This is a genomic window from Nostoc sp. 106C, from assembly GCF_002154725.1.
Taxonomy (GTDB): Bacteria; Cyanobacteriota; Cyanobacteriia; order Cyanobacteriales; family Nostocaceae; genus Aulosira.
In genome coordinates this window covers 1-21,520 of the sequence record NZ_MTAW01000049.1, presented here as the reverse complement: position 1 = coordinate 21,520, position 21,520 = coordinate 1, and the positions used below count along the sequence as shown (strand labels likewise).

Genomic DNA, 21,520 nt, shown 5'->3' with positions numbered 1-21,520 from the left:
TTGAGAGAAACTTTTGGTTAAAGCCTATGACTTCCCTATCGGCATTAACTTTACCTGACCACACCCAGTTACCAGATTCAGATGGTAAGTTTGTGAAAAATCTTCAGGAGCATCCCCAAAGTATCTTAATTACAGATTCAATCAAACCTGTCTTAGAACAACTCCATCCTGATGGTCAATATTGTATTGGACAAGATTCTGGTATCTACTGGCGATTAACAGATCCCCCAGAACAAGGTGCGGAAGCACCCGATTGGTTTTATGTACCAAATGTACCGCCAACTCTCGATGGCAAAATGCGGCGTTCTTATGTGCTGTGGAAGGAGTATATTGCGCCTTTGATTGTGTTGGAATTTGTCTCAGGAGATGGTACAGAGGAACGAGATAAAACGCCGCCATCTCAAGGAGAAGCGGGGAATGTTGGCAAGTTTTGGGTTTATGAACAAGCAATTAGAGTTCCGTATTATGGAATTTACGAAGTTGCTAAAGCGCAGGTTGAAGTTTATCACCTTGTAGATAATGCCTATCAAATCATGGCACCCAACGATCGCGGACACTACCCTATTGCACCTTTGGGGGTAGAGTTGGGAATCTGGCAGGGATTGTATCAAAATGCAGAGTTACCCTGGTTGCGCTGGTGGGATGAGCAAGGGAATTTATTGTTAACAGGTGAGGAACGCGCCATAATTGAGCAACAAAGAGCTGAAGTTGAGCGAAAAAAGCGGGAGACAATTGTAGAGAAGTTGCGTAATCTCTCTCCTGAACAACTCAATGCTTTGGGAATTGACCCAGAAATGTTGGAATAGGATGACATTACATTATTCGCAATTAGATAAAACCAAACTAAGGCGTACTCTGCTAAAAAAACGGCAATTAATGCCCATGAATGAGTGGAGAGAAAAAAGCGATCGCATCTGTACGCAACTGCAAACCTCTATTTTATTTACCCAAGCTAAAACTATACTTGCTTATTTTAGCTTTCGCAAAGAACCTGACCTCAGTTCGCTGTTTGCAGATAATAAATACCGTTGGGGATTTCCGCGTTGTGTTGGCAAATCCATGTATTGGCATATTTGGACTCCCAAGGATGCTGTAGAAATCGGCAGTTATGGCATTACCGAACCCCATCCCCACGCTCCCACTATAGAGCCAGCGGAAGTAGATTTGATTCTTGTTCCTGGTGTTGCTTGCGACTATCAAGGATATCGCTTAGGCTATGGCGGCGGATATTACGATCGCTTGCTGAGTTCACCAGAATGGGCGACAAAGCCAACTATGGGAATTGTGTTTGATTTTGCCTATTTACCCCAAATACCTGTTGAAGATTGGGATAAACCTTTGCAGGCTGTGTTTACAGAAACTAGATTTACAAATCTGCGAAGTAAATCAATTTTATAAATTCCGATATTTCTAAATTTAATTTAGATAGTGTAGGCTGTTTTCTCAATTGTGGCAACGCCGAATAATTATAATTTAAATTTAAACTTGGTTAAGTCAGGCCAGTTATGAATTTTTTCAAGAAGAATCCACAATTTAAGATTGTGGGAAGTTATGGAATTTTGGGAGCGATCGCCATACTAACGCTGTTCCCATTGCTTTGGCTAATTAGTACAGCCTTGAAATCTCCAACAGAAAATATTTGGCAGTCACCACCGCAGTTATTACCCAGTCAACCAACACTGGATAATTTCTCTAGTGTTTGGCAGTCCCTACCTTTTGCACAGTACTTATATAACAGTACTTTAGTGGCGCTGCTGACTGTTGCTTTGAATCTGCTTTTTTGCGCTTTAGCAGCTTACCCTTTAGCACGACTATCATTTCCTGGGCGTGACTGGATTTTTATTGCGATCGTTTCCACGATTATGATTCCCTTTCAAATCGTGATGATTCCGCTGTATATTTTGACAGTCCAAATAGGTTTGAGAAATACTTATTTAGGAATGATTTTTCCGAGTTTAGCTTCGGCTTTTGGCATTTTTCTGTTAAGGCAAGCCTTCATGAGTGTTCCTAAAGAAATAGAAGAAGCTGCCCGTATGGATGGCAGCTCCGAGTTAGGTTTATGGTGGTATATTATGTTGCCAGCAATTCGCCCGGCACTTGTGACCCTGGCTATTTTCGTCTTTATCGGTTCTTGGAGTGACTTTCTTTGGCCGTTAATTGTCATTCAAGACGAAACTTTATACACTCTTCCCCTAGGAGTCGCAAAGCTTGCAGGTACTTTTTCTCTTGATTGGCGTTTGGTAGCTGCTGGTTCAGTAATTTCTATTGCCCCTGTATTGGTACTTTTTCTCTTCTTGCAACGCTATATCGTACCTACGGAAACTGGTAGTGGGGTTAAAGGTTAAACAATTCAAAATTCAATATTATAAATTCCCAAAATTGTTGGATTTTGAATTCATAATGTTGAACTTTGTCTCATCTTGAGATAGGCGCACCCTAATAGGCAAGAGTGGCAACAACTTAATTTTTAATAAGCACCGTTCTTTAAAAACACTATGCGGATAGTCTTCAAAATTAGACTCAGGTCGTAACCTACGGACCACTTACGCTGATAATCAATATCCATACTGACGACAGTTTCAAAATCGTTAATGCTGGAACGACCGTTAGCTTGCCATTCTCCAGTCATGCCTGGCTTGACTCGCAATCTTTCCCAGTGGTGTGGTTCGTAGTTGATAACTTCATCAGGAGTGGGTGGACGAGTACCAACTAGGCTCATGTCTCCCACTAGGACGTTCCAGAACTGAGGTAATTCGTCTAGACTGGTGCGCCGCAGAAATTTACCCACGCGAGTAACGCGTGGATCGTCTACAGATTTAAAAATGTGACCTTGAGCTTGGTTTTTTACCAGATGCTTGAGTTTGTCTGCGTCGACAATCATCGAGCGAAACTTCCACATCCGGAAGGGTTTACCCTCAAGTCCACAACGAACTTGGCAATAAAATATCGGACCGGGATTATCAATAAAAGTAGCAATGGCTACAGGAATTGCTACTAAAGCTGTAATCGTTAGTCCGATAAGGGCACCGAAAATATCGATTAAACGTTTTGTTGTGCTGCTGATAGAAGGGTGTAAAGGCTGTAGTGATAAATTAACTGAATCAATATGACTCAATAAAGTTAAATTATCTACAATACAACCTTTTTCATCAGTAGTAAAAGTAGACATGGACATAATTTGCCTTCGGTTTTTGCTGAAATTTACCGTTTCTACTGTATTTTCAGTTTCTACTGAGAGGTGTACTGAGTGCTAATATAGACAATTTTTTTACCTTTCAACGCTACTTTACATAATCTTTCAATTTAGCAAGTTATTATAAAGTTTCAGTATATTTTCGTAAAATTAGAAAAAACGTGCTATGTAAAAGTAAAGTTCAGGGGTCAGCAAACAGTAGTTTTACTGAACTACACAAGTAAAGGCACGGCTTCCAGAGACTTTCGCTGAAATAGTCATCTGATTGATGCTGTGCCTTACTAAGTAATTAAATTTTGCGACCTAGTGACTGACTAATGAGCAACCTCTAAGGCAAAATTAAGTGTATACGGTTCTTCTAGCGATTGGCGAGTACTAGCTTTGATTTCTTCGAGATAGCGACGCAAAAACACAAGTTGTTGAGAATTGGGACGATAGGTGAGATTGCCTTGTTTTTCAAAAAGTGGGGCAGCGGCGATCGCATGATAATCAGGGTTATCCTGAGAACCTTGGGTGAGCCAAGTGGAATCTGAACTGTTTGGTATTAGCCCTGTAGGTAATTCACCTTCCAAGAAAGCCAAGAGGCGTTGCTGACAGGTGCGGGTATTGACGCCACGACCCTCAAATAAGTGAATGACTTCACTAAAAGACAAAGGTCGGTCTGGCAACAGTCGCAGTAATTCTGTAAACAGAAAATAATCGGTATACTGCTGCCTGGGTATTTCTAAAACTTGGGGATGTAGCGGTAACATCGCCAAACCATAGGCAACTCGACTACAGCTAGGAGCACCATTTTCACCCAGATATGAATCTTGAATAATTTTGGCGTTGGGCAGTTTTTGCTTCAGCCAACGGTTGACGGTGGCGATAGAAGCAACTCCACCAGTCAAGATTGCTTGATTAATGGCTTCTGTGGGTATACCACGAGCTACCAACAACTTGTTAAGTTCGCGATTAAGGCGACGTACAAATGGGACTAATACTTGGCTTTCCAAATCTCGCCGCTGCAATACCCATCGCTGGTCGGCTAAATCCAGAGTAAACGATTCTTGGTGTTGTAAAATCAGCTTCAGGGCTAGTGCTGCATCGAGTACTGCTTGCCCCAGAAGCGAACTTTCTAAACGCTGCTGGAGGCGAACACGAGCGCTGATATCTGGTTCTCCGACTCGTGGAAGTTCCAATTCTTCCAACCCCAAACTTTGCCACTGCATCTGGTCTAAACCGGGAATAGCCGATTGCCAAAGCCACGGCTGAGCGCTAATTTGGCTATCAGCTGGAATTTCTGCTCGTAATTGCCGAGATTTGGGTGGTAGGAGCAGTTGGCAGATAATATCCTGTTCGATGCTCTTACCACCATAGGCAAAGCTGTGGAGCATGAAATCATTGTGTGTAAATTGCGATAAAGTTTCAGGCAAATCAACTAAGGTCATTTCGGTGGCTGTGGCCCCAATATTCAGCGCCAGAGTATTGCCTAAAAGTGGCTGCTCGTTTGTCTGTACAGGCCGCAAACCTTGGGTAGTGCTTAATTGTACTGTTTCACCGTTGGCAGTATTAAGCACAGTCAAAAGACTGGCGATCGCTTCTTCGATGAAAAATACTTGCTGGGGATGTTGGACTAGTTTACTCGTTAGTAATGCTTCGCGCACATTAAAGCGATATTGTTCTGACCAACTAGATGGGCAAGTGCAAATCGCACCAGCAATGTTATTGATAATGGTACGGAAACTTTCTTCGTCTAAACCAACAGCAGCAGCAGTTAAACCTTGAGTAGTACTTTGGCGATCGGACTTTAAGGTTAATAGTAGTTTAGAGAGCGATCGTACAATCCAAATTAACGGTCCCGCAGAAAACTCATTAAATTGCAACACAGGTTCCCATTTTTGTCTGGCACTTTTGTAGGGAATGGCTACTTGTAAATAGGGTTTTAATTGTGCTGAGTAGAGAGTCTTTTTAACATCGGCAACTGGCTGAGATGCATTAACAGATGCAGGTGCCGTTTGCTCGTGAGTTTCTGTACTCTCCGTTTCGCTGTGGGGTATAGAAGGCGTAGGAAGATAAACTTCTGCTGGTAAACGAAACGATTGCTGGAAGGAAGATGCTCCTGCTTGGTTTTCTGCTGACCAGTAGATGGGATACACAACGAAAGTAGAACTATTTAATAATGTGGCAGAAATACCAGTTGTTCCCAAATCAATTCCTAGATACCAACGCGACTCCAGAATATTTTGAGGTGAAACTTCTGGATGATTTAGGCCTTGCGAAGTAGAAAGGGTAGTTGTGCTTTCCTTTTTTTTTTCAATTATCGGACTAAAGTCTAACTCAGCTTCTGCGTGAGGAATAGCACCAGAAGTCAGCTGTGAAATTTCTGTACTGGAAAAAGCAGTGGAAGTATTTTCTGCTAATTCTTGGGAAGATTCTTCACTAGGGAAATTTAGCAGCCCATCAAAGTTAGCTAAATCCTGATCCAATAACTGTAACTGCTCATCATCTAAGGAAATATCAGGCATAGTAGCGGTTGCTTCTGGGGTAAGCAAATTTTCCTGTGGCGAGGCGGCAATATAGTTATCTAAAGATTTATCTTGCTCTTCATCGAGAATCGCTACTTCCGGCTTTTGGGCAGCAGGTGTCACTGTTGTAGTTTTTATTACTTCCTTAACAGGATCTGCGTCTGGAAGCACCTGCTGTTCAGCAGCTACATCAACTAATAGGTCTGTCAGGGCTGTAATTGTATCAAAACTGGCTAGACCCTCTGTTGTAGTCGCTGCTTCTGCTGGCAAGCTAGTTGTATCTGTAACTTCCTCAAAAAATAGCTCTTCCCAATCTGGTGATAAATCTGTAAGTTGTGCAGGAGAATCTTGAATTGCTTCTAGTTGAGGATGAGTTGGTTCTTTGATAGTCGCGGCTATTTGCTGAGATTCCAGATTTGCTGTTTCCACAGCAGAATCAACAGGTTGCACTTGATTGGTTGAGGATACAGGTGTGCTATCGATAATATCTTCAGGCGATAAAGTAACAGCTGCCTGTGGAGATTCTTGATTAGCAACAAGCTGTGTTGGCGCTGTTCCTATAACTTGGTTAGTAACATCTTCCCTACCAAACAAACTGGCATAAAGTTGGTCTACTTCATCTACTGCCGAACTATCTGGCTGGAATGTAGTTGGGGTTGTAGTCGTAGTTGTCTGGGAAGATGGCGGCGCATCTGTGGCAAGTTCCAACAGCACTGCATCCAAATCCTCTGTGTCGGTAGCAGCATCTTCTTGTTTTGATGCGATGGTTGGCGATCGCTGAGTTTCTAACTCCGGTTGAGGATAAGCTGACTGTAAGGCTTGTAAATTAATAGACTCTGCTTTAGTTGTTGCTAAAGATGACTGATAACCTGGAAATTGCTGTAAATATTGCGTCAGGTTATTCACAAAGCTGGCCATTACCTGTTCGCCTTGCACTCCTTGACTGTGCATTCTGGCCAGTGCTTGTGATAGGGATTCGTGATAAGTATGAATGTTGCGCTGTAATGCTTCAAAGACAACATTTACAGTTCCATCCAGTGACAGCAAGCGTTGATCGAACTCCCTGCCTAACCTGGTTAAGCGCTCTACCTGATCTGGTGTTCCTTCTATGGTATCTAGATTGGCGCTATTACTTGTTGTAGAAATAGGTGAATTTGCCAAACTCTGGGCTAAGTGCGAAGTTAAAGTTGGCAGCAGGCGATTGCCAAGCACCTGTAAAAATTCGTTAATTATCTGTTCCTGATTTGCTAACTGCTGGCTTAGGGAGTAATTTTGCAATCGCCTTTGTTCTAGCTGCCGAATTTCTTGCACAAGATTTGCTCGCTCTTGCAATAATCCTGCTAATTCTGCTTGCAGCGGCTGAAGCAAAGCTGAGACTTCAGTATTGATTTTTTGCAGCAGAATACCGTGACTCTGCTCTTCGTTCTGTGGCTGATTTCGGCTTAAAGACTGGTGATTATTTTGATCGACAAATTTTGCCAACAAAGGTGATAGCGGTTTGTGTTCCGAGGATTTATTTTGACTATCGTGGGGCAATACCTCAGTTTCTTCCAGCCTTCCGAGAAAGTCACGAATGCGCTCCAAAACATCTCTTGGCTCCTGCGCCTGACTAGACAAAAGCTTAGACAGGCGTTTGCCATTATTGGCAAGTAAGTTGTCAATGTCTGCGATCAATCTTTGAATTTCATCTGCGTGAGAAGTCACTTTAGATACCTTATGTAGAAATTTACGTCAATTGCTGGAAAAATTTATTTACAATTATTGAAGTTACGATGGTTGGCTTTTACCCGCCGGACTTCTGAGTGCAATTTAGTTTATGTTATGGATTTTAGGAATCTTGGCTATCGTCAATCACTACCTGTTTGAGAAGATCGGCTTGGCAGCTACTTGCAGTCTCAGAAGACCAAAGGTGTTTGGCAGTTTCAATAGCACGGCAGTCTACTGGGTGCTGTTCATCTCACCAGACAAGCAATGTTGTAGCTTCTCAGACTTCATAGCATAAAAAATAGAAAAAATTGTAACAGCTAAAACTACTTTTGGAAAACTAAGACTTTGTGTACTGACAGACAAGCAAATTATGAAGCTTTATTGTACTTAGTTACATATTGCTGAAAACAGCTAAAAATTTTACGTTAGCAAAAATTAACTACCTTGAGTATCATTAAGGTTGTCTACCTATGTTCTGAAGTAATGATGCTTGCAGTCCGGTTAGCTCCTCAAGAAGACTTGAGGCTCAGCAAACTGTTTGTTGCACAATTATGGCTAGGTTTAAATCCATAGGTAAAGATTATTGAGAAACAACGCTTTTACCGCATTCTTGTGTAACATAGTTTAGTTTTATTTTTGTAAAGGGCTGTGCTTTGATAGCTTAGGCTTAACATAGCGCTCTCGTTTGTTGTGTATCCAACAGCTTTATTTAATAAATATGTAATCAAGATGTTGTAATGGAAGACCGATATAGCCTGCAGACACCTACAAATCCCTGGATGATCTCGGCTCCCTTCTTTCAGGGGTTGCCAGAACTGGTCGTAGAACCGGCCCTCACCCATCTTGTTACCCGCACCCACCCGGCTAATCAGGTAATTCTACTAGAAAATGACTGGGGTGGTTCTGTATATTTTATTGTGGATGGATGGGTCAAAATTCGCACCTATAACCTAGAAGGTAAAGAGGTGACGTTAAATATTCTTGGCAAGGGGGAATTGTTTGGTGAAATGGCGGCGCTAGATGAAGTACCTCGCTCTACCGATGTAATTACCCTAACGCCTACAGTGATTGGCAGTATGCCGTCTCAGGATTTTGTCAAGTTACTACAGACAGAACCTATGGCAGGAATGCGATTGGCTCAACTGATGGCGCGACGCTTACGGCAAGTCAATCGCAGACTGCGCTTGCGAGAATCTGATAGTCAGTCACGGGTGGCAGACACTTTACTGTTTTTAGCAGAAGGACAGGGAAAAAAGGTGCAGACAGGAGGAACAGAAATTCCTAATTTACCGCACCGAGAATTGAGCAGTTTAAGTGGGCTGGCGCGGGAAACAGTTACCCGAGTGTTGACAAGGCTAGAAAAAAAAGGGTTGATTAGGCGGGATCAGGATATTATTTGTATTCCCGATTTGTCAGCCTTGGAAAGAATGATAGTTTAAAAACTTGTCAAATATGAGCATCTTAGATTCTCTGCCAGATGAGCCAGAGCAAGGGCCATCCTCTGAATCTCAAACTACCCAAAATCAATGGTTAGATAAACAAGGTAGTCAGCTCAAGTTTGGGAATCAAAGCACGCTGCGGCCTCCCCAACTGAAGGTTGATGCACCCCTGAGAATGGTGGAAACGGCATTTTTAGCTAGTACTGCTAGCTTGATTTGGTTTGTTAATTTTTATTTTCCCTTGGGACCGGTGTTGCGGATATTTTTTCCAGTACCGATCGCTCTAGTTTACCTCCGCTGGGGCCGACGAGCTGCTTGGATGGCAGCAGTCACATCTGGGTTGCTGCTGGCGGTGTTGATGGGTCCAGTCCGCAGTCTGTTGTTTGTCATGCCCTACGCTTTTATGGGTGTGCTATTGGGATCAACATGGAATCGTCGTGTTCCCTGGATAGTTTCTATTACCTTAGGGATGCTACTTGGTACTTTGGGTGCCTTTTTCCGGGTATGGTTACTATCTGTGTTATCTGGTGAGGATCTTTGGATTTATGCAATCAACCAGGTAACAGAACTGATAGAGTGGTTTTTCTTGAAGCTGGAATTATTGGCAAATCCTAGTGTGTTTTGGATTCAAGTCGGGGCGATCGCTTTGATTATGTTCAACAATTTTGTCTATCTATTTGTTGTACACCTAGCAGCATGGCTGCTACTAGATCGTCTAGGAAATCCCATTCCTCGTCCGCCACGTTGGGTACAAGTCTTAATGGATTATGAATAATAGTCATTGGTCATTTGTCATTGGTGAGTGGCAAAAAAATACAGATGACAACTGACAAAGAAGTTATGATTCATGTCTATACTCAAAAAGCACAGGGTGAAACCTGGATTGCTAAGTACCGCGATCGCTTACCTGTGTTTGCCTGTGTTTTAGGATTTACTGAAACTGGATTAATTCCAGGGATTTCTGCGGCTGGGCGTACTCCCGAAGACCGCAAGTATACCGCTTGTGCCGATGCTGAATTTTTATACTACGGTGCAGAACATCAACCCAAATACCCCCTACCACCACTGGCGGCGGGGGCTTCACCTGTACTAATTTCCCGTGCTGTAGTTGAGGCGCTGAAAATTCCTGTTTATTTATTTAATGCTGGATTACCCCAGCTCCCAGCAGTACCAACAATTGATTTGGGGGGATGTCCAGCTAGGTGTTTAAGTCAAGGTAACGCTATGGAACTAGCAACAGTCCACCACTTGCTAGAACAAGGGCTGCTTTGGGGTTCGCAGCTTGCAGCCAATATTCAACAGGGATATTTGATTTTAAGCGAGTGTGTCGTTGGTGGTACGACTACCGCCTTGGCAATTTTAACTGGCTTGGGGATACCAGCCCAGGGGAAAGTCAATAGCAGTCATCCTGTTTGTAACCACGAACAAAAATGGGCATTGGTGCAAGCAGGTTTAGAGAAGATGAAGGAAAGCGGAATACAAGGGAAGACGTATTCCCAATTCCTAATCCAAAATCCAAAATTTTACCCTGAGCGTAGTCGAAGGGCCAAAATCCAAAATTCTCTAGATCCTCTCCAACTCGTCGCCGCAGTGGGCGATCCCATGCAGGTAGTGGTAGCGGGAATGGCGATCGCTGCTAGTCGTAGTTGTGGTGTGTTACTGGCTGGTGGGACGCAAATGCTAGCAGTTTACGCGCTAATGAATGCGATCGCTCAAACTTACACCTTAGCTTGGCAGCCAGAAGAAGTAGTCGTAGGCACAACCCGCTGGGTAGCAGAAGATCCTACGGGTGGGACGGTAGAATTAGCCCTAAGTTTAGGTAACAAGGACATAATTAAAGGTGGAGAAACCCCACCTTTACTAGCCACTCAACTGAGTTTTACTGATTCTTGTTATCCCCAGCTCCAAGCGTATGAGCAGGGCTTTGTTAAAGAAGGTATGGGCGCTGGTGGATCTGCGATCGCTGCCCATCTTAGTCTAGGTTGGCAACAACACCAACTTTTGGAAGCCATTGAAAAACAACTTGAGCGATTGAGCAGATTCAATAACCAATAGCGGATGCCAACATTCAGAAAGTGCAGGTAAATCTCTTGGACTAATGCCAAATTAGTGAATTCTCTCCCGCAGTAATTGTTCTTCTAAGGCTGCAATGCGATTATATGCTGCTGTTAATTGTGCTGTTAGTCGTTGTATTTGAATTTCTGGCGTCAGGCTTCTTTCTCCACCTTGACGATTCGTGTCTGTATAAATGCCATCTGCCAACACATCCTTGTGTTCCAGTTCGGCATTGTAAGCCATATTTGCTTTGAACTGGTGGTAATGCACGGCTTCGCTATTTTCTGAATTACTATCTCTTGCCTGAGTTCTAGCTAAAGAGCACTCCGATAAAGTTTGAGAAACTTTACTGTCAAGCTCTTCAATGACTTGGCAGAGAGCATCCAGCTTGTAGCTAAGAGTCATGATCTGCTTTTGTAATGGCTCCATTTAATACCCTAATCCGCATATTTTCTCTATGTTATTCAATTTACTGCCAACCTTAAAAATACTTATGAATTATTTAATTTTTCGCATCTTTTGTATGGATCTGATATTAAATTCATCACTCATAAATATAACTAAATATTTTTGACAGGAAATCTAAATAATATTATTAAGATAAGTTAAGCTAGGCGTTATTATTTCCCGATAATCTCGACAAAGTTACTAAAATTTTCGATTTTCTCCTTACTTTCTCAGCAATATAGCTAAATCAGCCCCGTTGAAGCCATATTATCCGAGTTTATAAACATGAGCTTGTTAACAAAATCCTCTTTAACCTAATGTCTATTTCTGGCGTGCTCTACTAGTTATTACGGAATTATGACAATTCACGGAGGAACCGAAGAAATAATTAAGAATTGAATAATAGAGGTAACTAGGTAAAATTTGACAGAGGAATACTCGTAAAACTAATCGCGACAGCTAAAGAGTAGTAAATTAACAATTCAAAATTGCAAATAAAAAAACACAACCGTTTTCAGGAGCTAAACAAGCAACCTTATGCCAATTAAAACAAGACAGCTGATAATCACCATCTACCAGAAGTGAGATAAAACTATAATTTGAGAAACTACCCGTTAGCTGGGGAAATGAAGAGAATGTGGCATCTACATCTTTTTCTATGCCGAAAAAACTTGGTATTCCAATGCTTAAGATAGTTATAATCTAAAATTTTCTATTCAAATTCGATGGATCGACGCTCGTTCTTATTAGCCACAGGTACAATAGCACTTTCACAACTGCTGATTGGCTGTGGTGGAAGCAACCAGGCACAACTGAAAGTACAGCTATTAAAAGGTTCTATACCTGGTCAGGTAGTTAATAAATTTCAGAAAAGCTTGAAGCCACAGGTGCAATTAAAGTTTTCTCCTGTTGAGCAGATACAAGATTTATTTAAACAATTGCAAAATTGGCAAAAGCCAAAAGCTACTGATGAGCAAGGATGGCGTCGCTATATCCCATTTCAGCAACAGCAAAAAACGCCTATAGCTGACCTAGTGACATTGGGAGATTTTTGGCTAAAAGCCGCAATTGAGCAACAACTGATTCAACCACTAAATGAACAGCAGATAAAACAGTGGTCGGCTTTAGATGAAAAATGGAAGAAATTGGTAACGCGCAACGAGCAAGGTAATCCTGATACTCAAGGAAAAGTTTGGGCTGCTCCTTACCGTTGGGGTAGTACCGTCATTGTTTATAACCGTAACAAATTCCAAGAATTAGGATGGACGCCGAAAGATTGGAGTGATTTGTGGCGAGACGGACTGCGATCGCGGATTTCCCTACTCAATCAACCACGAGAAGTCATTGGTCTGGTTTTAAAGAAATTAGGGAAATCCTACAATACAGACAATCTAGACCAAGTGCCAGAATTGGAAAAAGAACTACGCACGTTAAATCAACAGGTAAAGTTCTATAGTTCTAATACTTACCTGGAACCATTAATCATTGAAGATACTTGGTTAGCTGTTGGGTGGTCTGACGATGTTTTGCCCGTCCTAGCGCGTTATCCGCACCTAAGTGCTGTTATTCCCCAATCAGGAACAGCAGTATGGGCAGATCTCTGGGTACGTCCTAAAAATGTTGACAAAGAAACTTTAGCAAATCAATGGATTGATTTTTGTTGGCAACCAGCGATCGCCAAGCAAATTTCTCTACTGAGCAAAACTAATTCACCAATTTCCACAAATATTGTCGCATCAGATATTCAAGAATCATTCAGGAACCTGTTACTAAGTAATCGTGAAGTTTTCGATAAAAGTGAATTTTTACTTCCTTTGTCTCCATCAGCAATAAAGCAATATGAGTCGTTGTTTGCCAAAATAAAAGCAGCATAAATTATCGTAGGGTGGGTATTGCCCACCCTATGTATATATTGCTTCATTCTTGATTCTTTCTATAAAGAATCCCCACTTTGTATTAGTCTTTAGCCTTATGGGTTACAACTAATAGATTGAGTACCATTAGTTGTAACTGAAACATTTACTTTATAATCTGCTAGACATATTTCTACTGAGTTACCTTTTACAAGTTTGATTTCTTGTGAAAGCTGGCAACCTGTAAACTGTCCTTTCTCATCAAAAGATATAAATGTTTTGGCTTTGCATTCAAAATTATTGGTTCCCGATAGGGGGGAGTAAACCTGCACGTTCATATCTTCGCCAAGAATACAAGTTGCCAATGAATTATTTTGATAATGACTAATGGTGCCAGATTCACATACAATTGCCGCTTTAGCAGGAAGAGAAACTGCAAAATTGATTGAAAATAAACCCAAAGAACAAGTTAGAACCGCCAAAGCTTTAGACGAAAATTTCATAAAAGTAGAATAAGTTGCTTAATTCATTTCTACTTCTTTGCTTGTAAATAGTGATATAGGAATGGTACTGAAATGTCTTTAAATTTTTTGTGAAATTTACTCAGATTTGAAATTACGAATTAACCAAGCTTTGATTTCAAGAGATAAAAGGTATAGCTAGCTCAAACCCCTACATTACTGTAGGGGTTGTTAAGTTTCCAAAGGTTACTAGAGTGAACGCCGCCAACCTAATTTATTCTGGGCAGACATCTGGATATTGCATGAAGCTGGACTAATACTAAAATTACAGGTATAGGTTCCTAAAAGTTCTTGCTGATAATTAAATACTCGAACATTATAGTTGTCCTTCCGAGCAGCAGTACCCAAGCGATTGATAAAGTCGTAGCGTTCTAGATAATCTAATAAGCTCCAAATTTGCTGATTCACTACCAAGTCTACCCGCGCAGGTTCTTTCATAGAAGCTGGGTATGCTATCCAGTTATCTAACAGCTTTTTCTCGGCGCTGTCTTGTGCCCACCATAATCTAGGAATAGTCAAGCTTCTTTGATTAATTGTCGTAGCTGTAATTACAAAGCTTTTTGGTTTAGTTAATAAGCTAAGTTCTAAAGGCGCATCAGAAGGCTGTGGTACAAAATTAACCTGCGCTAGCGAACTTCTGATTGGTAATAGAGAAATCGTTGCTAGTCCGATAGTGAATAAGAGTGGTAGTGGTGTCTTGCGATAAGACATTTTTTGGCTAAACATATCATTAGTTTGAATTGTAATTTTATCTACTCTTTACAGCCATTTATAATTTTGCTGGGTTCAGAGATACCCGACTCTCTAACTGGTTTTGTACGAGTTTACTCGTTAGGTGCAAGATATGAGGTAGGGTGACACCTTGCAAGAACTGAGCCACATCCAAACTCCAGGTGAGCGTCGGTAAGTTTGCACCACTGTAACCAAGTGTCTTTGCAAAAACTGGGAGAATCTGCCCTGCTTGATTCATTTCCTGTAATTGCGCCGGATGTGAATAGAGGGGAGATCCCCCTGTTGCCTGTCCTTCGTTCGACAAAGCCTCGCCAAAGGTGACAGGAGTAACTCCACTGTCTTTATAGCAGCCAAAAGTGCTGCACTGACTGCCACATACTTGTTGAGTCGAGCGCAACTCAAGCATAGACAGTTTGGTAAACATCCCGTTCATACCATTGTTCTGGTGGCCAAAATTGAGAGCAAATCAAAGCCATTCAGCCAATGAGGAACCTAACGGCGATGAAGGTAAATCCCAATACATCGGACAACCTTCTATAACCAAAGGTGGTTTCAGACGCTGTGCCGCCCCCCACGCGGTAGCTTCGATGGCTGGAGCGAGATCATTCCTATTCTCCGCCTCAATCTTTGCAGCAAGACCATTTTCAACCGGATAACAAGCAAGTATTGCTGCTGTTCTGGCAAGCGAAGCCCGTACTTCCATACCTTGGCCGCTCGTCACACGCTTAATTAAGCCTCGTATCGCTGCGGCTGCAAGCAAATACCCCGTTGCATGATCAAGAGCCTGCACGGGCAACGGAAATGGGCAGTTTTTATTTGCTTTGACCATCCCGGTATGTGCAATACCGCTTGACATCTGTACCAGGCTATCAAATCCCCTACGCAATTTCCATGGCCCGCTCCAGCCATAAGCATTGAGTGAAATATCAACCAGCCCAGGACGCAACTTTTGTCTTTCTTCACTGTCAAGACCAAGACGTGCCAGTGCGCCAGTTCGGTATCCATGGATAATTACATCAGCATCACTCAACAGTTTTTTCAGTGTGGCCATACTTTTGGCATTCTTTAGATCAAGTCGGGCACAGCGCTTGCCTAATACAACTTCCGGCACAGCACCTGGTTCTTCCCATCCTATCGGATCAATACGCAATACTTGCGCCCCATAACTGGCAAGAAACCGTGTGGCAACGGGGCCAGCAAGAACTCTGGTCAGGTCAAGTACACGTATGCCTTCTAAAGGCCGCCCTGCCGGAATTAGCCAGTTTGGTATATGAGCGGAATCCGTAGCAGAAATGTGCAGAAGCGGCTCAGTGGCTACCGCTCGCCCCTGAGCGTGCATGCTCCAATCTTCTGCTGATCTCATAACGGCGGCACAACCGTTTGCAGAAACTATTGCATCTTCAAGCTCACTTGCTTGCCAACTCGCAACAGCCTTCGTTACGGCTTCTCTATCTTCTGAACAACCAAGCACTTGCAGTGCAGCACGGCGATGGTGCGGTGCATTGGTGTGTAATCTTATCCAGTTGTCACTTGCCTTATAATCACCGGCCACTGCATCCCATGGCTGAGGCAACTGCCACCCTATTGGACGTAACGATCTAGAAAACCACATGGATGCAAGCCGTCGATCCACCTGAATTAGCGGCATCTTGCCACTGCGTATGGCAATAAATTCGGCAACCGCCATTCCAGCAGATGCAATGGATGCTATCGCCAAATCGGTAACAGCATAGACCGATGCCAGAGCACCAATACCAGATACATTGAGAATATCCATTGCGGCAAGCGACCCGCCAAATGCTTCCTGGATTTCTGCTATGATAGTTTTATACCTGGCCATAATGTACCATTGATCTGTGAGTTTAATTCTTCTATGAGGTTCAGTAATATCTCTACGGTTTGACTCACTGATTAGTCTGCAATCCTTGAGGGGTAAATGGTTTGCAGCAGATCAGATACAGAGGAGTCAGGGGGTGATTTTTGTCGTCATGTGCCATATTCTATGACGTTTTGTACACCTTGCTCACCTTTTTATTTTTTTGGCTACCCCGGATTATTGAGCCGATACGAAAAATGGTTGTAAGTAATGAGACATAATTTCCGGTAAATATGTTCTGATCGTGCCAGATTTTAATGAGCAAAACTTATCTAAATTTTGATAGCTAAGATGCGAATTCGTCGGTAGTCTGCTATCCAAGTTCCATCTTGATACAGAGTTGGCTTCAGAGACTCTTCTACTTTGCGAATAACTTGTATTGTTTGCTCATCAGACATTCCTACTAGAAAAGCGCTAGCAAACATCTCAATCCAGTTGGCTATACCTGCTTCTTTATCTGCTAGAGGAGTTGGACGAGAAAACAAGGTAGCATAGATAACATCAAAACCTTGCTTTTCTAGTAGACTAGCATACTCACCAATACTGGGAAAGTACCAAGGATTGAGTGTTTGTGGTTTGGAAATACCAACAGATGCGATCGCACTTTCCAAAGCTTTTGCGATCACTTGGATATTCCCCTTACCACCAAATTCTGCCACAAACCGCCCCTTAGGCTTGAGTGCTTGATGAATGGATGCGATCGCTCGATCTGCTTCTTTTACCCAATGTAATACAGCGTTGGAAAATACCGCATCGCATGGCTGTGCTACTTGAAAGCTCCTAGCATCAGCAACATCAAACCGAATATGGGGATAGTTTTGTCTTGCCTTCTCAATCATTGTGGCGGCGCTATCAATTCCCATCGCCTTAGCGCCAGTTTGGGCAATTTTTTCTGTTAGTTGTCCGGTTCCACAACCGAGATCTAAAATTAACTCCCCTGGTTTGGGATTGAGTAATTGCAATAAATCCTCACCATACTGCCACACGAAGGCGTGTTTATCCTCATACAAACTTGTATCCCAATTATGCTTGGGTATCGAAATACTATTCATAGGTAGTGAAATTAAAGAATCTGGGCTTGTCAGTCCTCAACTTTACGCCTTCAGTTGATGACCTCTTAATCACCACAGTAAAAGAGATTTTTCATCGTGTCCAATATATTTTTATGCTGTAACTAATATTTAAAAGATATTAGTTGCTGTACACGATGGAACTACGACACCTGCGCTACTTTGTCACCCTGGCAGAAGAACTACATTTTGGCAAAGCTGCCGAAAAATTGCATATTGCTCAACCTCCCCTGAGTCAACAAATTCGCCAATTAGAGCAAGAATTAGGCTTTGAGCTATTTCACCGCACAAAACGCAACGTCCAGTTAACAGAAGCGGGACAAGTATTTTTGGTTGAAGTGCAGCAAATTCTCCAGCAATTACAACAAGCAGTTCAAATTGGGCGACAAACAAATCGGGGTGAAATGGGACAGTTAGTGGTTGGCTTTGTCAGTACAGCAGCGTATAATATTTTGCCAATAATTTTAAAATATTTTCGCAGTCGTGTTCCTGGGGTAAGTCTAGAGTTGCATGAACTAACTACAGATCAGCAGCTAGAGTGGTTGCGGGAAGGACGTATGGATGTAGGCTTTATCCGACCGCCTGTTGAAGATAAGACATTTAGCTGGGAAATTATTTTTCAAGAGTCGCTGATAGTAGCGCTTCCTGAGACACATTGGCTAGCAAATCAATCTGATGTGAGTTTGACATCCCTAGCCAATGAACCGTTCATTTTATTTCCGAGAAAATTAGCGCCCGGACTCTACGATTTAATTATCAGTCTTTGCCAACAAGCAGGTTTTAGTCCTAGTGTTGCTCAAGAAGCAATTCAGATGCAGACGATTGTGAGTTTAGTAGCTGGGGAAATGGGAGTTGCGATCGCCCCTGAATCTTTGCAAAACCTACAACGCACTGGGGTGGTTTACAAAAATATCCAAGAATCTACTCCAAAAGCCGCAATCGCCATGATTTGCCGCAAAAATGAGAAATCCCCAACTGTGCAGAGATTTTTAGAGACAGTCAGACAAACTACCCAGTTATGGTCAATTTAGCCTAAAAATATTAGTCTATCTTCACTAAACTTCTTGAAAAAATGCTAATCAGCAAAAAAAGAACCACAGATAAACATCGATAAATATCTGTGTTCATCTGTGGTTTTATTTTCATAGGAGGTCTATTAATTTCAAAGTCTGTAATCCATTTTTACGATTCTTTAGTAGGGCTTATCCATTAGCTATGAAATTGTCGCTGAGAAACACGGTGGTTCACTCACTTGCACCTCAAAACTCGGCGAAGGAGCAGAGTTCATAATCCGCGTTCCCATCCACCAGGAAGTCAGCAAAAACGTTGCTGTTGACTAGTTTTGCCTGATTACTTAATTGAAGAAACTCCCATCGGCCCACGAGTTACACCTAGCTGATTTTGCAGCTTTAACTCTCGCCAGAGCTGGGAACCTGTAATCTCGCCTTGCAAGAGTTGACGATAGCAATGTATCGTTTTACTCACTTGCTCTGGTGTCTCATTAACAAACTCGATGCGGAATTGCCTCAATCCCAAATTTATAAGGCGCTGTACGTACTCGGCTCCTGTTTGGGCAGTGCCGTTAAATACAGTATTGCGACAACCAACATCTGCTTTAAGGACGTGTTCGCTACCCACGCGGTCTTTCAACTTCACTTCCTGTTTCTCACAAGGTCGTCCACAGTTAGTGTAGTCCGTCCCCTTAGAGAGAAAAGCACAAAATACACAATGCTCCATGTGGAACATCGGCATATGTTGGTGAATTGTCGCCTCAAACCACTGGGGTGGACAACTGGTAAGCAGATTCTCTAATTGGTTAATATTGAGGTCGTAGGATGCGGTTAACCTTTCTAAACCATAGCGCTGTTGAAAGTAGTCTGCTGTTAGGGCGTTGGCAACATTGAGTGAAAAATCTCCGATACAACGGTCTTGGGCAAAGAATTGTAGCTGGTCATAATTCCGCACCAGATAGCCATCTGCATTACAATCACGCACTTGTTGCAAAATCCAGTTTTCCCCAGGTTTGGTAATTCGCGGCGGTGCAACCCAAATAGAAGGGAGTACTGAGTGAGGAATTAATAATTTCTGCTTGTCTCCCCCTTGTCCCCCTTGCCCTACTTGGCGCACCATCTGCGCTGCTTCTCGATAAAAGCGGGGGTCTTCAAATTCACAGTAAAGTGTCTGGATTCCCGCCTGAAGTGCGGCTTGGAGTTGCTTCAGGTTTCGCACCAGAACAATGAGAGAAGGAGATGAGGTAGATGATGAGGATGAGGTAGATGACGACCGGAGTAAGTCTATTAAAGAAATATTAGAATGCAGTTGCCAGCGTTTAGGTTGACTGCTTAACTCTTCCAACTGCGACACCATATCTCGTCGCATTCTGTTCAACTCACTTACGGGTATCATCACCGCGCCATTGAGGTGATTGGTTAGCCTTCCTAAACAGAAGGGTGTATTACCCAGACGACCAAATTGTTCTTGTAACCGTTCTGTAGTTAGGGGTTTAGTATGCGCTTCCACCAGTGATATTGTAGAATCCACCTGGACTACATGACCTTGTTGATCGCGAGCGATCGCAGTTAGCGACCGATCAACTTCTCCATAAATCTCAAGATGAATAGGACGCTGAAACTGGGGATTCTCTCCCGCAAAACTTTGACGCAATTGCTTATCAAGTTCTGGATCGCTAGTTTTCCAAACGCGATCGCCCACATGCACGCGGCGAAAGTTCAGGTCACTGCGACCAAAACTTAGTAATGTTTCCCTACCCTTGGATGTGACTGCATAAACTCGGCCTCCTTCTTCCTTTCCCTCTGGATGACCAGAGTCGAAAACAATTCCATCTCCAGGTTTAACTGGTGCTTCTAGTCTAATTGCTACCTGCTCATTATTAATGCGCGTGACTTCGCCTAAGTAAACACCACGCTTTTTACCAAAGCGCGCATGAACCAATTCTTGATTATTAATACCTTTAAACCAGCCCGTGTAGATACCACGAGAAAATGCCATTTCCAAGTTGTAGCGTTCTTGAGAAGCCTTTGAGTGTTTTGAAAGCTTCCCCGCGTCCTTCTCCAACTCCTCCATCACCCGATCCAAGGCTTCCCGATAAACACGGGTGACATTAGCAACATACTCTGAAGTTTTTAGACGACCTTCAATTTTTAAAGAAGTTACCCCTGACTTCACCAAATCGGGTAGAACTTCTAAGCCTGCTAAGTCTTGAGGGCTGAGTAGATATTTGCGTTCCCCCAAATTCACAACTTCCCCATCAGCGATTAACTCGTAGGGCATCCGGCAAGCTTGGGCACATTCGCCCCGATTAGCAGAACGCCCACCTAAAGCTTCGCTAGTCAAACACTGACCGGAATAAGCCACGCACAAAGCACCGTGAACAAAAACTTCTAATGGCAGCGAAGTTTCTTTCTGCGCGATCTGCTGCTGAATTTTATTGATTTCCTTTAGCGAACATTCACGGGCAAGTACTACCAACTGACAACCGAGAGACTTGGCAAATTCCACACCCGCCGCACTAGTGATAGTCATCTGAGTAGAAGCATGGATCGGAAAATCGGGCGATAAGTGACGGATGAGACGACATAGCCCTACATCCTGAACAATCGCTGCATCCACACCCGCACTAATAATTGAACGCAGATATTGTTCTACTTCTGGTAGTTCCTGAGGAAAGATGAGTGTATTGACAGTGACGTAACCCTTCACACCCCGCAGGTGGAGAAATGCCATCAATTCCGGTAAGTCCGCCTCAGTAAAATTTTGCGCCCGCATTCTGGCATTGAACCGATCCAAACCAAAGTAGATTGCATCTGCCCCATTTTCGACAGCAGCTTTGGCACATTCCCAATTACCTGCTGGTGCGAGGATTTCAGGACATTGCAGAGTGGATGAGGTGGTTTGAGGAGAGCGATCGCTTTTCATCAGGCTTGGGAAGGTTTAAGTAGCACCATAGCGATCTTATCGAAGTTGGTTGAGGATTGTGGGTAAAAAGAGCGATCGCTATTTCCCTGTTGAGGATAAAAATTAGATATTCTACTCAAATTATTGTGTGTAAGTAAGTAGGCACGAAAAAACCAAACTATGTGAAGATAAGTAAATACGGAGA

The 21,520-nt window shown here is 42.8% G+C and carries 18 protein-coding genes; 8 read left to right on the top strand and 10 right to left on the bottom strand.

The window, feature by feature from the left end; genetic code table 11:
* Window positions 1-26: 26 nt before the first annotated feature.
* The 3 genes from BV375_RS04400 (at window position 27) to BV375_RS04390 (ending at window position 2,345) form a co-directional block, all read left to right on the top strand.
* Complete coding sequence (locus tag BV375_RS04400; RefSeq protein ID WP_086757662.1) at window positions 27-806, top strand: Uma2 family endonuclease; 780 nt, start codon at window positions 27-29, stop codon at window positions 804-806.
* A 1-nt stretch (window position 807) separates the two neighbouring features.
* Complete coding sequence (locus BV375_RS04395) at window positions 808-1,398, top strand: 5-formyltetrahydrofolate cyclo-ligase (RefSeq protein ID WP_086757660.1); 591 nt, start codon at window positions 808-810, stop codon at window positions 1,396-1,398.
* 107 nt (window positions 1,399-1,505) lie between these two features.
* Window positions 1,506-2,345 (top strand): carbohydrate ABC transporter permease, encoded by an 840-nt coding sequence (locus BV375_RS04390; RefSeq protein ID WP_086757658.1) that lies wholly within the window; start codon window positions 1,506-1,508, stop codon window positions 2,343-2,345.
* A gap of 122 nt (window positions 2,346-2,467) precedes the next feature.
* Here BV375_RS04390 and BV375_RS04385 read toward each other — a convergent pair whose 3' ends face one another.
* Both BV375_RS04385 and BV375_RS04380 read right to left on the bottom strand, forming a co-directional pair.
* Window positions 2,468-3,169 (bottom strand): sugar transferase, encoded by a 702-nt coding sequence (locus BV375_RS04385; RefSeq protein ID WP_086757656.1) that lies wholly within the window; start codon window positions 3,167-3,169, stop codon window positions 2,468-2,470.
* A gap of 338 nt (window positions 3,170-3,507) precedes the next feature.
* Window positions 3,508-7,404 carry a hypothetical protein gene (locus BV375_RS04380; RefSeq protein ID WP_086757654.1) on the bottom strand — a complete coding sequence of 1,299 codons (3,897 nt, stop codon included), beginning with the start codon at window positions 7,402-7,404 and terminating at the stop codon, window positions 3,508-3,510.
* A gap of 740 nt (window positions 7,405-8,144) precedes the next feature.
* On the opposite strand from BV375_RS04380, the gene BV375_RS04375 reads away from it, so the two are divergent.
* The 3 genes from BV375_RS04375 to BV375_RS04365 all read left to right on the top strand — a co-directional run bounded on the left by BV375_RS04375 (window position 8,145) and on the right by BV375_RS04365 (window position 10,901).
* The gene (locus BV375_RS04375; RefSeq protein WP_086686257.1) at window positions 8,145-8,846 is read left to right on the top strand and encodes a Crp/Fnr family transcriptional regulator; all 702 of its coding nucleotides are present in this window, start codon (window positions 8,145-8,147) and stop codon (window positions 8,844-8,846) included.
* A 13-nt stretch (window positions 8,847-8,859) separates the two neighbouring features.
* Complete coding sequence (locus BV375_RS04370; protein ID WP_086757652.1) at window positions 8,860-9,621, top strand: DUF2232 domain-containing protein; 762 nt, start codon at window positions 8,860-8,862, stop codon at window positions 9,619-9,621.
* A gap of 65 nt (window positions 9,622-9,686) precedes the next feature.
* Window positions 9,687-10,901: a nicotinate-nucleotide--dimethylbenzimidazole phosphoribosyltransferase gene (locus tag BV375_RS04365; protein ID WP_086757674.1), complete on the top strand. Its 1,215-nt coding sequence runs from the start codon at window positions 9,687-9,689 to the stop codon at window positions 10,899-10,901.
* A 51-nt stretch (window positions 10,902-10,952) separates the two neighbouring features.
* On the opposite strand, the gene BV375_RS04360 is transcribed toward BV375_RS04365, so the two are convergent.
* Complete coding sequence (locus BV375_RS04360) at window positions 10,953-11,330, bottom strand: hypothetical protein (RefSeq protein ID WP_086757650.1); 378 nt, start codon at window positions 11,328-11,330, stop codon at window positions 10,953-10,955.
* A gap of 743 nt (window positions 11,331-12,073) precedes the next feature.
* Between BV375_RS04360 and BV375_RS04355 the strand changes: the two genes are divergently transcribed.
* Entirely contained in the window at window positions 12,074-13,222 is a 1,149-nt protein-coding gene (locus tag BV375_RS04355) for an extracellular solute-binding protein (protein WP_208099050.1), read from the top strand.
* Window positions 13,223-13,317: 95 nt separating this feature from the next.
* Here BV375_RS04355 and BV375_RS04350 read toward each other — a convergent pair whose 3' ends face one another.
* The 5 genes from BV375_RS04350 to BV375_RS04330 form a co-directional block, all read right to left on the bottom strand.
* On the bottom strand, window positions 13,318-13,704 hold the full coding sequence (locus tag BV375_RS04350; protein ID WP_086757645.1) for a hypothetical protein: 387 nt from the start codon (window positions 13,702-13,704) through the stop codon (window positions 13,318-13,320).
* 207 nt (window positions 13,705-13,911) lie between these two features.
* Window positions 13,912-14,448: a hypothetical protein gene (locus tag BV375_RS04345; RefSeq protein WP_208099049.1), complete on the bottom strand. Its 537-nt coding sequence runs from the start codon at window positions 14,446-14,448 to the stop codon at window positions 13,912-13,914.
* Window positions 14,449-14,491: 43 nt separating this feature from the next.
* Window positions 14,492-14,887, bottom strand: coding sequence for a hypothetical protein (locus BV375_RS04340; RefSeq protein WP_208099048.1), 396 nt, complete (start codon window positions 14,885-14,887; stop codon window positions 14,492-14,494).
* Between the two features lie 33 nt (window positions 14,888-14,920).
* Entirely contained in the window at window positions 14,921-16,294 is a 1,374-nt protein-coding gene (locus BV375_RS04335) for a CoA transferase (RefSeq protein ID WP_086757643.1), read from the bottom strand.
* Window positions 16,295-16,602: 308 nt separating this feature from the next.
* Window positions 16,603-17,382 (bottom strand): methyltransferase domain-containing protein, encoded by a 780-nt coding sequence (locus BV375_RS04330; RefSeq protein ID WP_086757641.1) that lies wholly within the window; start codon window positions 17,380-17,382, stop codon window positions 16,603-16,605.
* A 155-nt stretch (window positions 17,383-17,537) separates the two neighbouring features.
* Between BV375_RS04330 and BV375_RS04325 the strand changes: the two genes are divergently transcribed.
* Window positions 17,538-18,431, top strand: coding sequence for a LysR family transcriptional regulator (locus tag BV375_RS04325; RefSeq protein WP_086757639.1), 894 nt, complete (start codon window positions 17,538-17,540; stop codon window positions 18,429-18,431).
* A gap of 319 nt (window positions 18,432-18,750) precedes the next feature.
* Here the strand turns inward: BV375_RS04325 and BV375_RS04320 are convergent, their stop codons facing one another.
* The gene (locus tag BV375_RS04320) at window positions 18,751-21,336 is read right to left on the bottom strand and encodes a U32 family peptidase (protein WP_086757637.1); all 2,586 of its coding nucleotides are present in this window, start codon (window positions 21,334-21,336) and stop codon (window positions 18,751-18,753) included.
* Window positions 21,336-21,520: hypothetical protein (locus BV375_RS37480; RefSeq protein WP_208099047.1), on the bottom strand; the 185-nt coding region annotated here is incomplete at its 5' end. The genes BV375_RS37480 and BV375_RS04320, both read right to left, overlap by 1 nt.

What these genes read in the sequence shown, in the direction of transcription:
- BV375_RS04390 (WP_086757658.1), top strand. Translation starts at nt 1,506, where the DNA reads ATGAATTTTTTCAAGAAGAATCCACAATTTAAGATTGTGGGAAGTTAT.
- BV375_RS04335 (WP_086757643.1), bottom strand. Translation starts at nt 16,294, where the DNA reads ATGGCCAGGTATAAAACTATCATAGCAGAAATCCAGGAAGCATTTGGC.
- BV375_RS04340 (WP_208099048.1), bottom strand. Translation starts at nt 14,887, where the DNA reads ATGAACGGGATGTTTACCAAACTGTCTATGCTTGAGTTGCGCTCGACT.
- BV375_RS04360 (WP_086757650.1), bottom strand. Translation starts at nt 11,330, where the DNA reads ATGGAGCCATTACAAAAGCAGATCATGACTCTTAGCTACAAGCTGGAT.
- BV375_RS04375 (WP_086686257.1), top strand. Translation starts at nt 8,145, where the DNA reads ATGGAAGACCGATATAGCCTGCAGACACCTACAAATCCCTGGATGATC.
- BV375_RS04400 (WP_086757662.1), top strand. Translation starts at nt 27, where the DNA reads ATGACTTCCCTATCGGCATTAACTTTACCTGACCACACCCAGTTACCA.
- BV375_RS04395 (WP_086757660.1), top strand. Translation starts at nt 808, where the DNA reads ATGACATTACATTATTCGCAATTAGATAAAACCAAACTAAGGCGTACT.
- BV375_RS04330 (WP_086757641.1), bottom strand. Translation starts at nt 17,382, where the DNA reads ATGAATAGTATTTCGATACCCAAGCATAATTGGGATACAAGTTTGTAT.
- BV375_RS04320 (WP_086757637.1), bottom strand. Translation starts at nt 21,336, where the DNA reads ATGAAAAGCGATCGCTCTCCTCAAACCACCTCATCCACTCTGCAATGT.
- BV375_RS04350 (WP_086757645.1), bottom strand. Translation starts at nt 13,704, where the DNA reads ATGAAATTTTCGTCTAAAGCTTTGGCGGTTCTAACTTGTTCTTTGGGT.
- BV375_RS04345 (WP_208099049.1), bottom strand. Translation starts at nt 14,448, where the DNA reads ATGTTTAGCCAAAAAATGTCTTATCGCAAGACACCACTACCACTCTTA.
- BV375_RS04385 (WP_086757656.1), bottom strand. Translation starts at nt 3,169, where the DNA reads ATGTCTACTTTTACTACTGATGAAAAAGGTTGTATTGTAGATAATTTA.
- BV375_RS04355 (WP_208099050.1), top strand. Translation starts at nt 12,074, where the DNA reads ATGGATCGACGCTCGTTCTTATTAGCCACAGGTACAATAGCACTTTCA.
- BV375_RS04325 (WP_086757639.1), top strand. Translation starts at nt 17,538, where the DNA reads ATGGAACTACGACACCTGCGCTACTTTGTCACCCTGGCAGAAGAACTA.
- BV375_RS04365 (WP_086757674.1), top strand. Translation starts at nt 9,687, where the DNA reads ATGATTCATGTCTATACTCAAAAAGCACAGGGTGAAACCTGGATTGCT.
- BV375_RS04370 (WP_086757652.1), top strand. Translation starts at nt 8,860, where the DNA reads ATGAGCATCTTAGATTCTCTGCCAGATGAGCCAGAGCAAGGGCCATCC.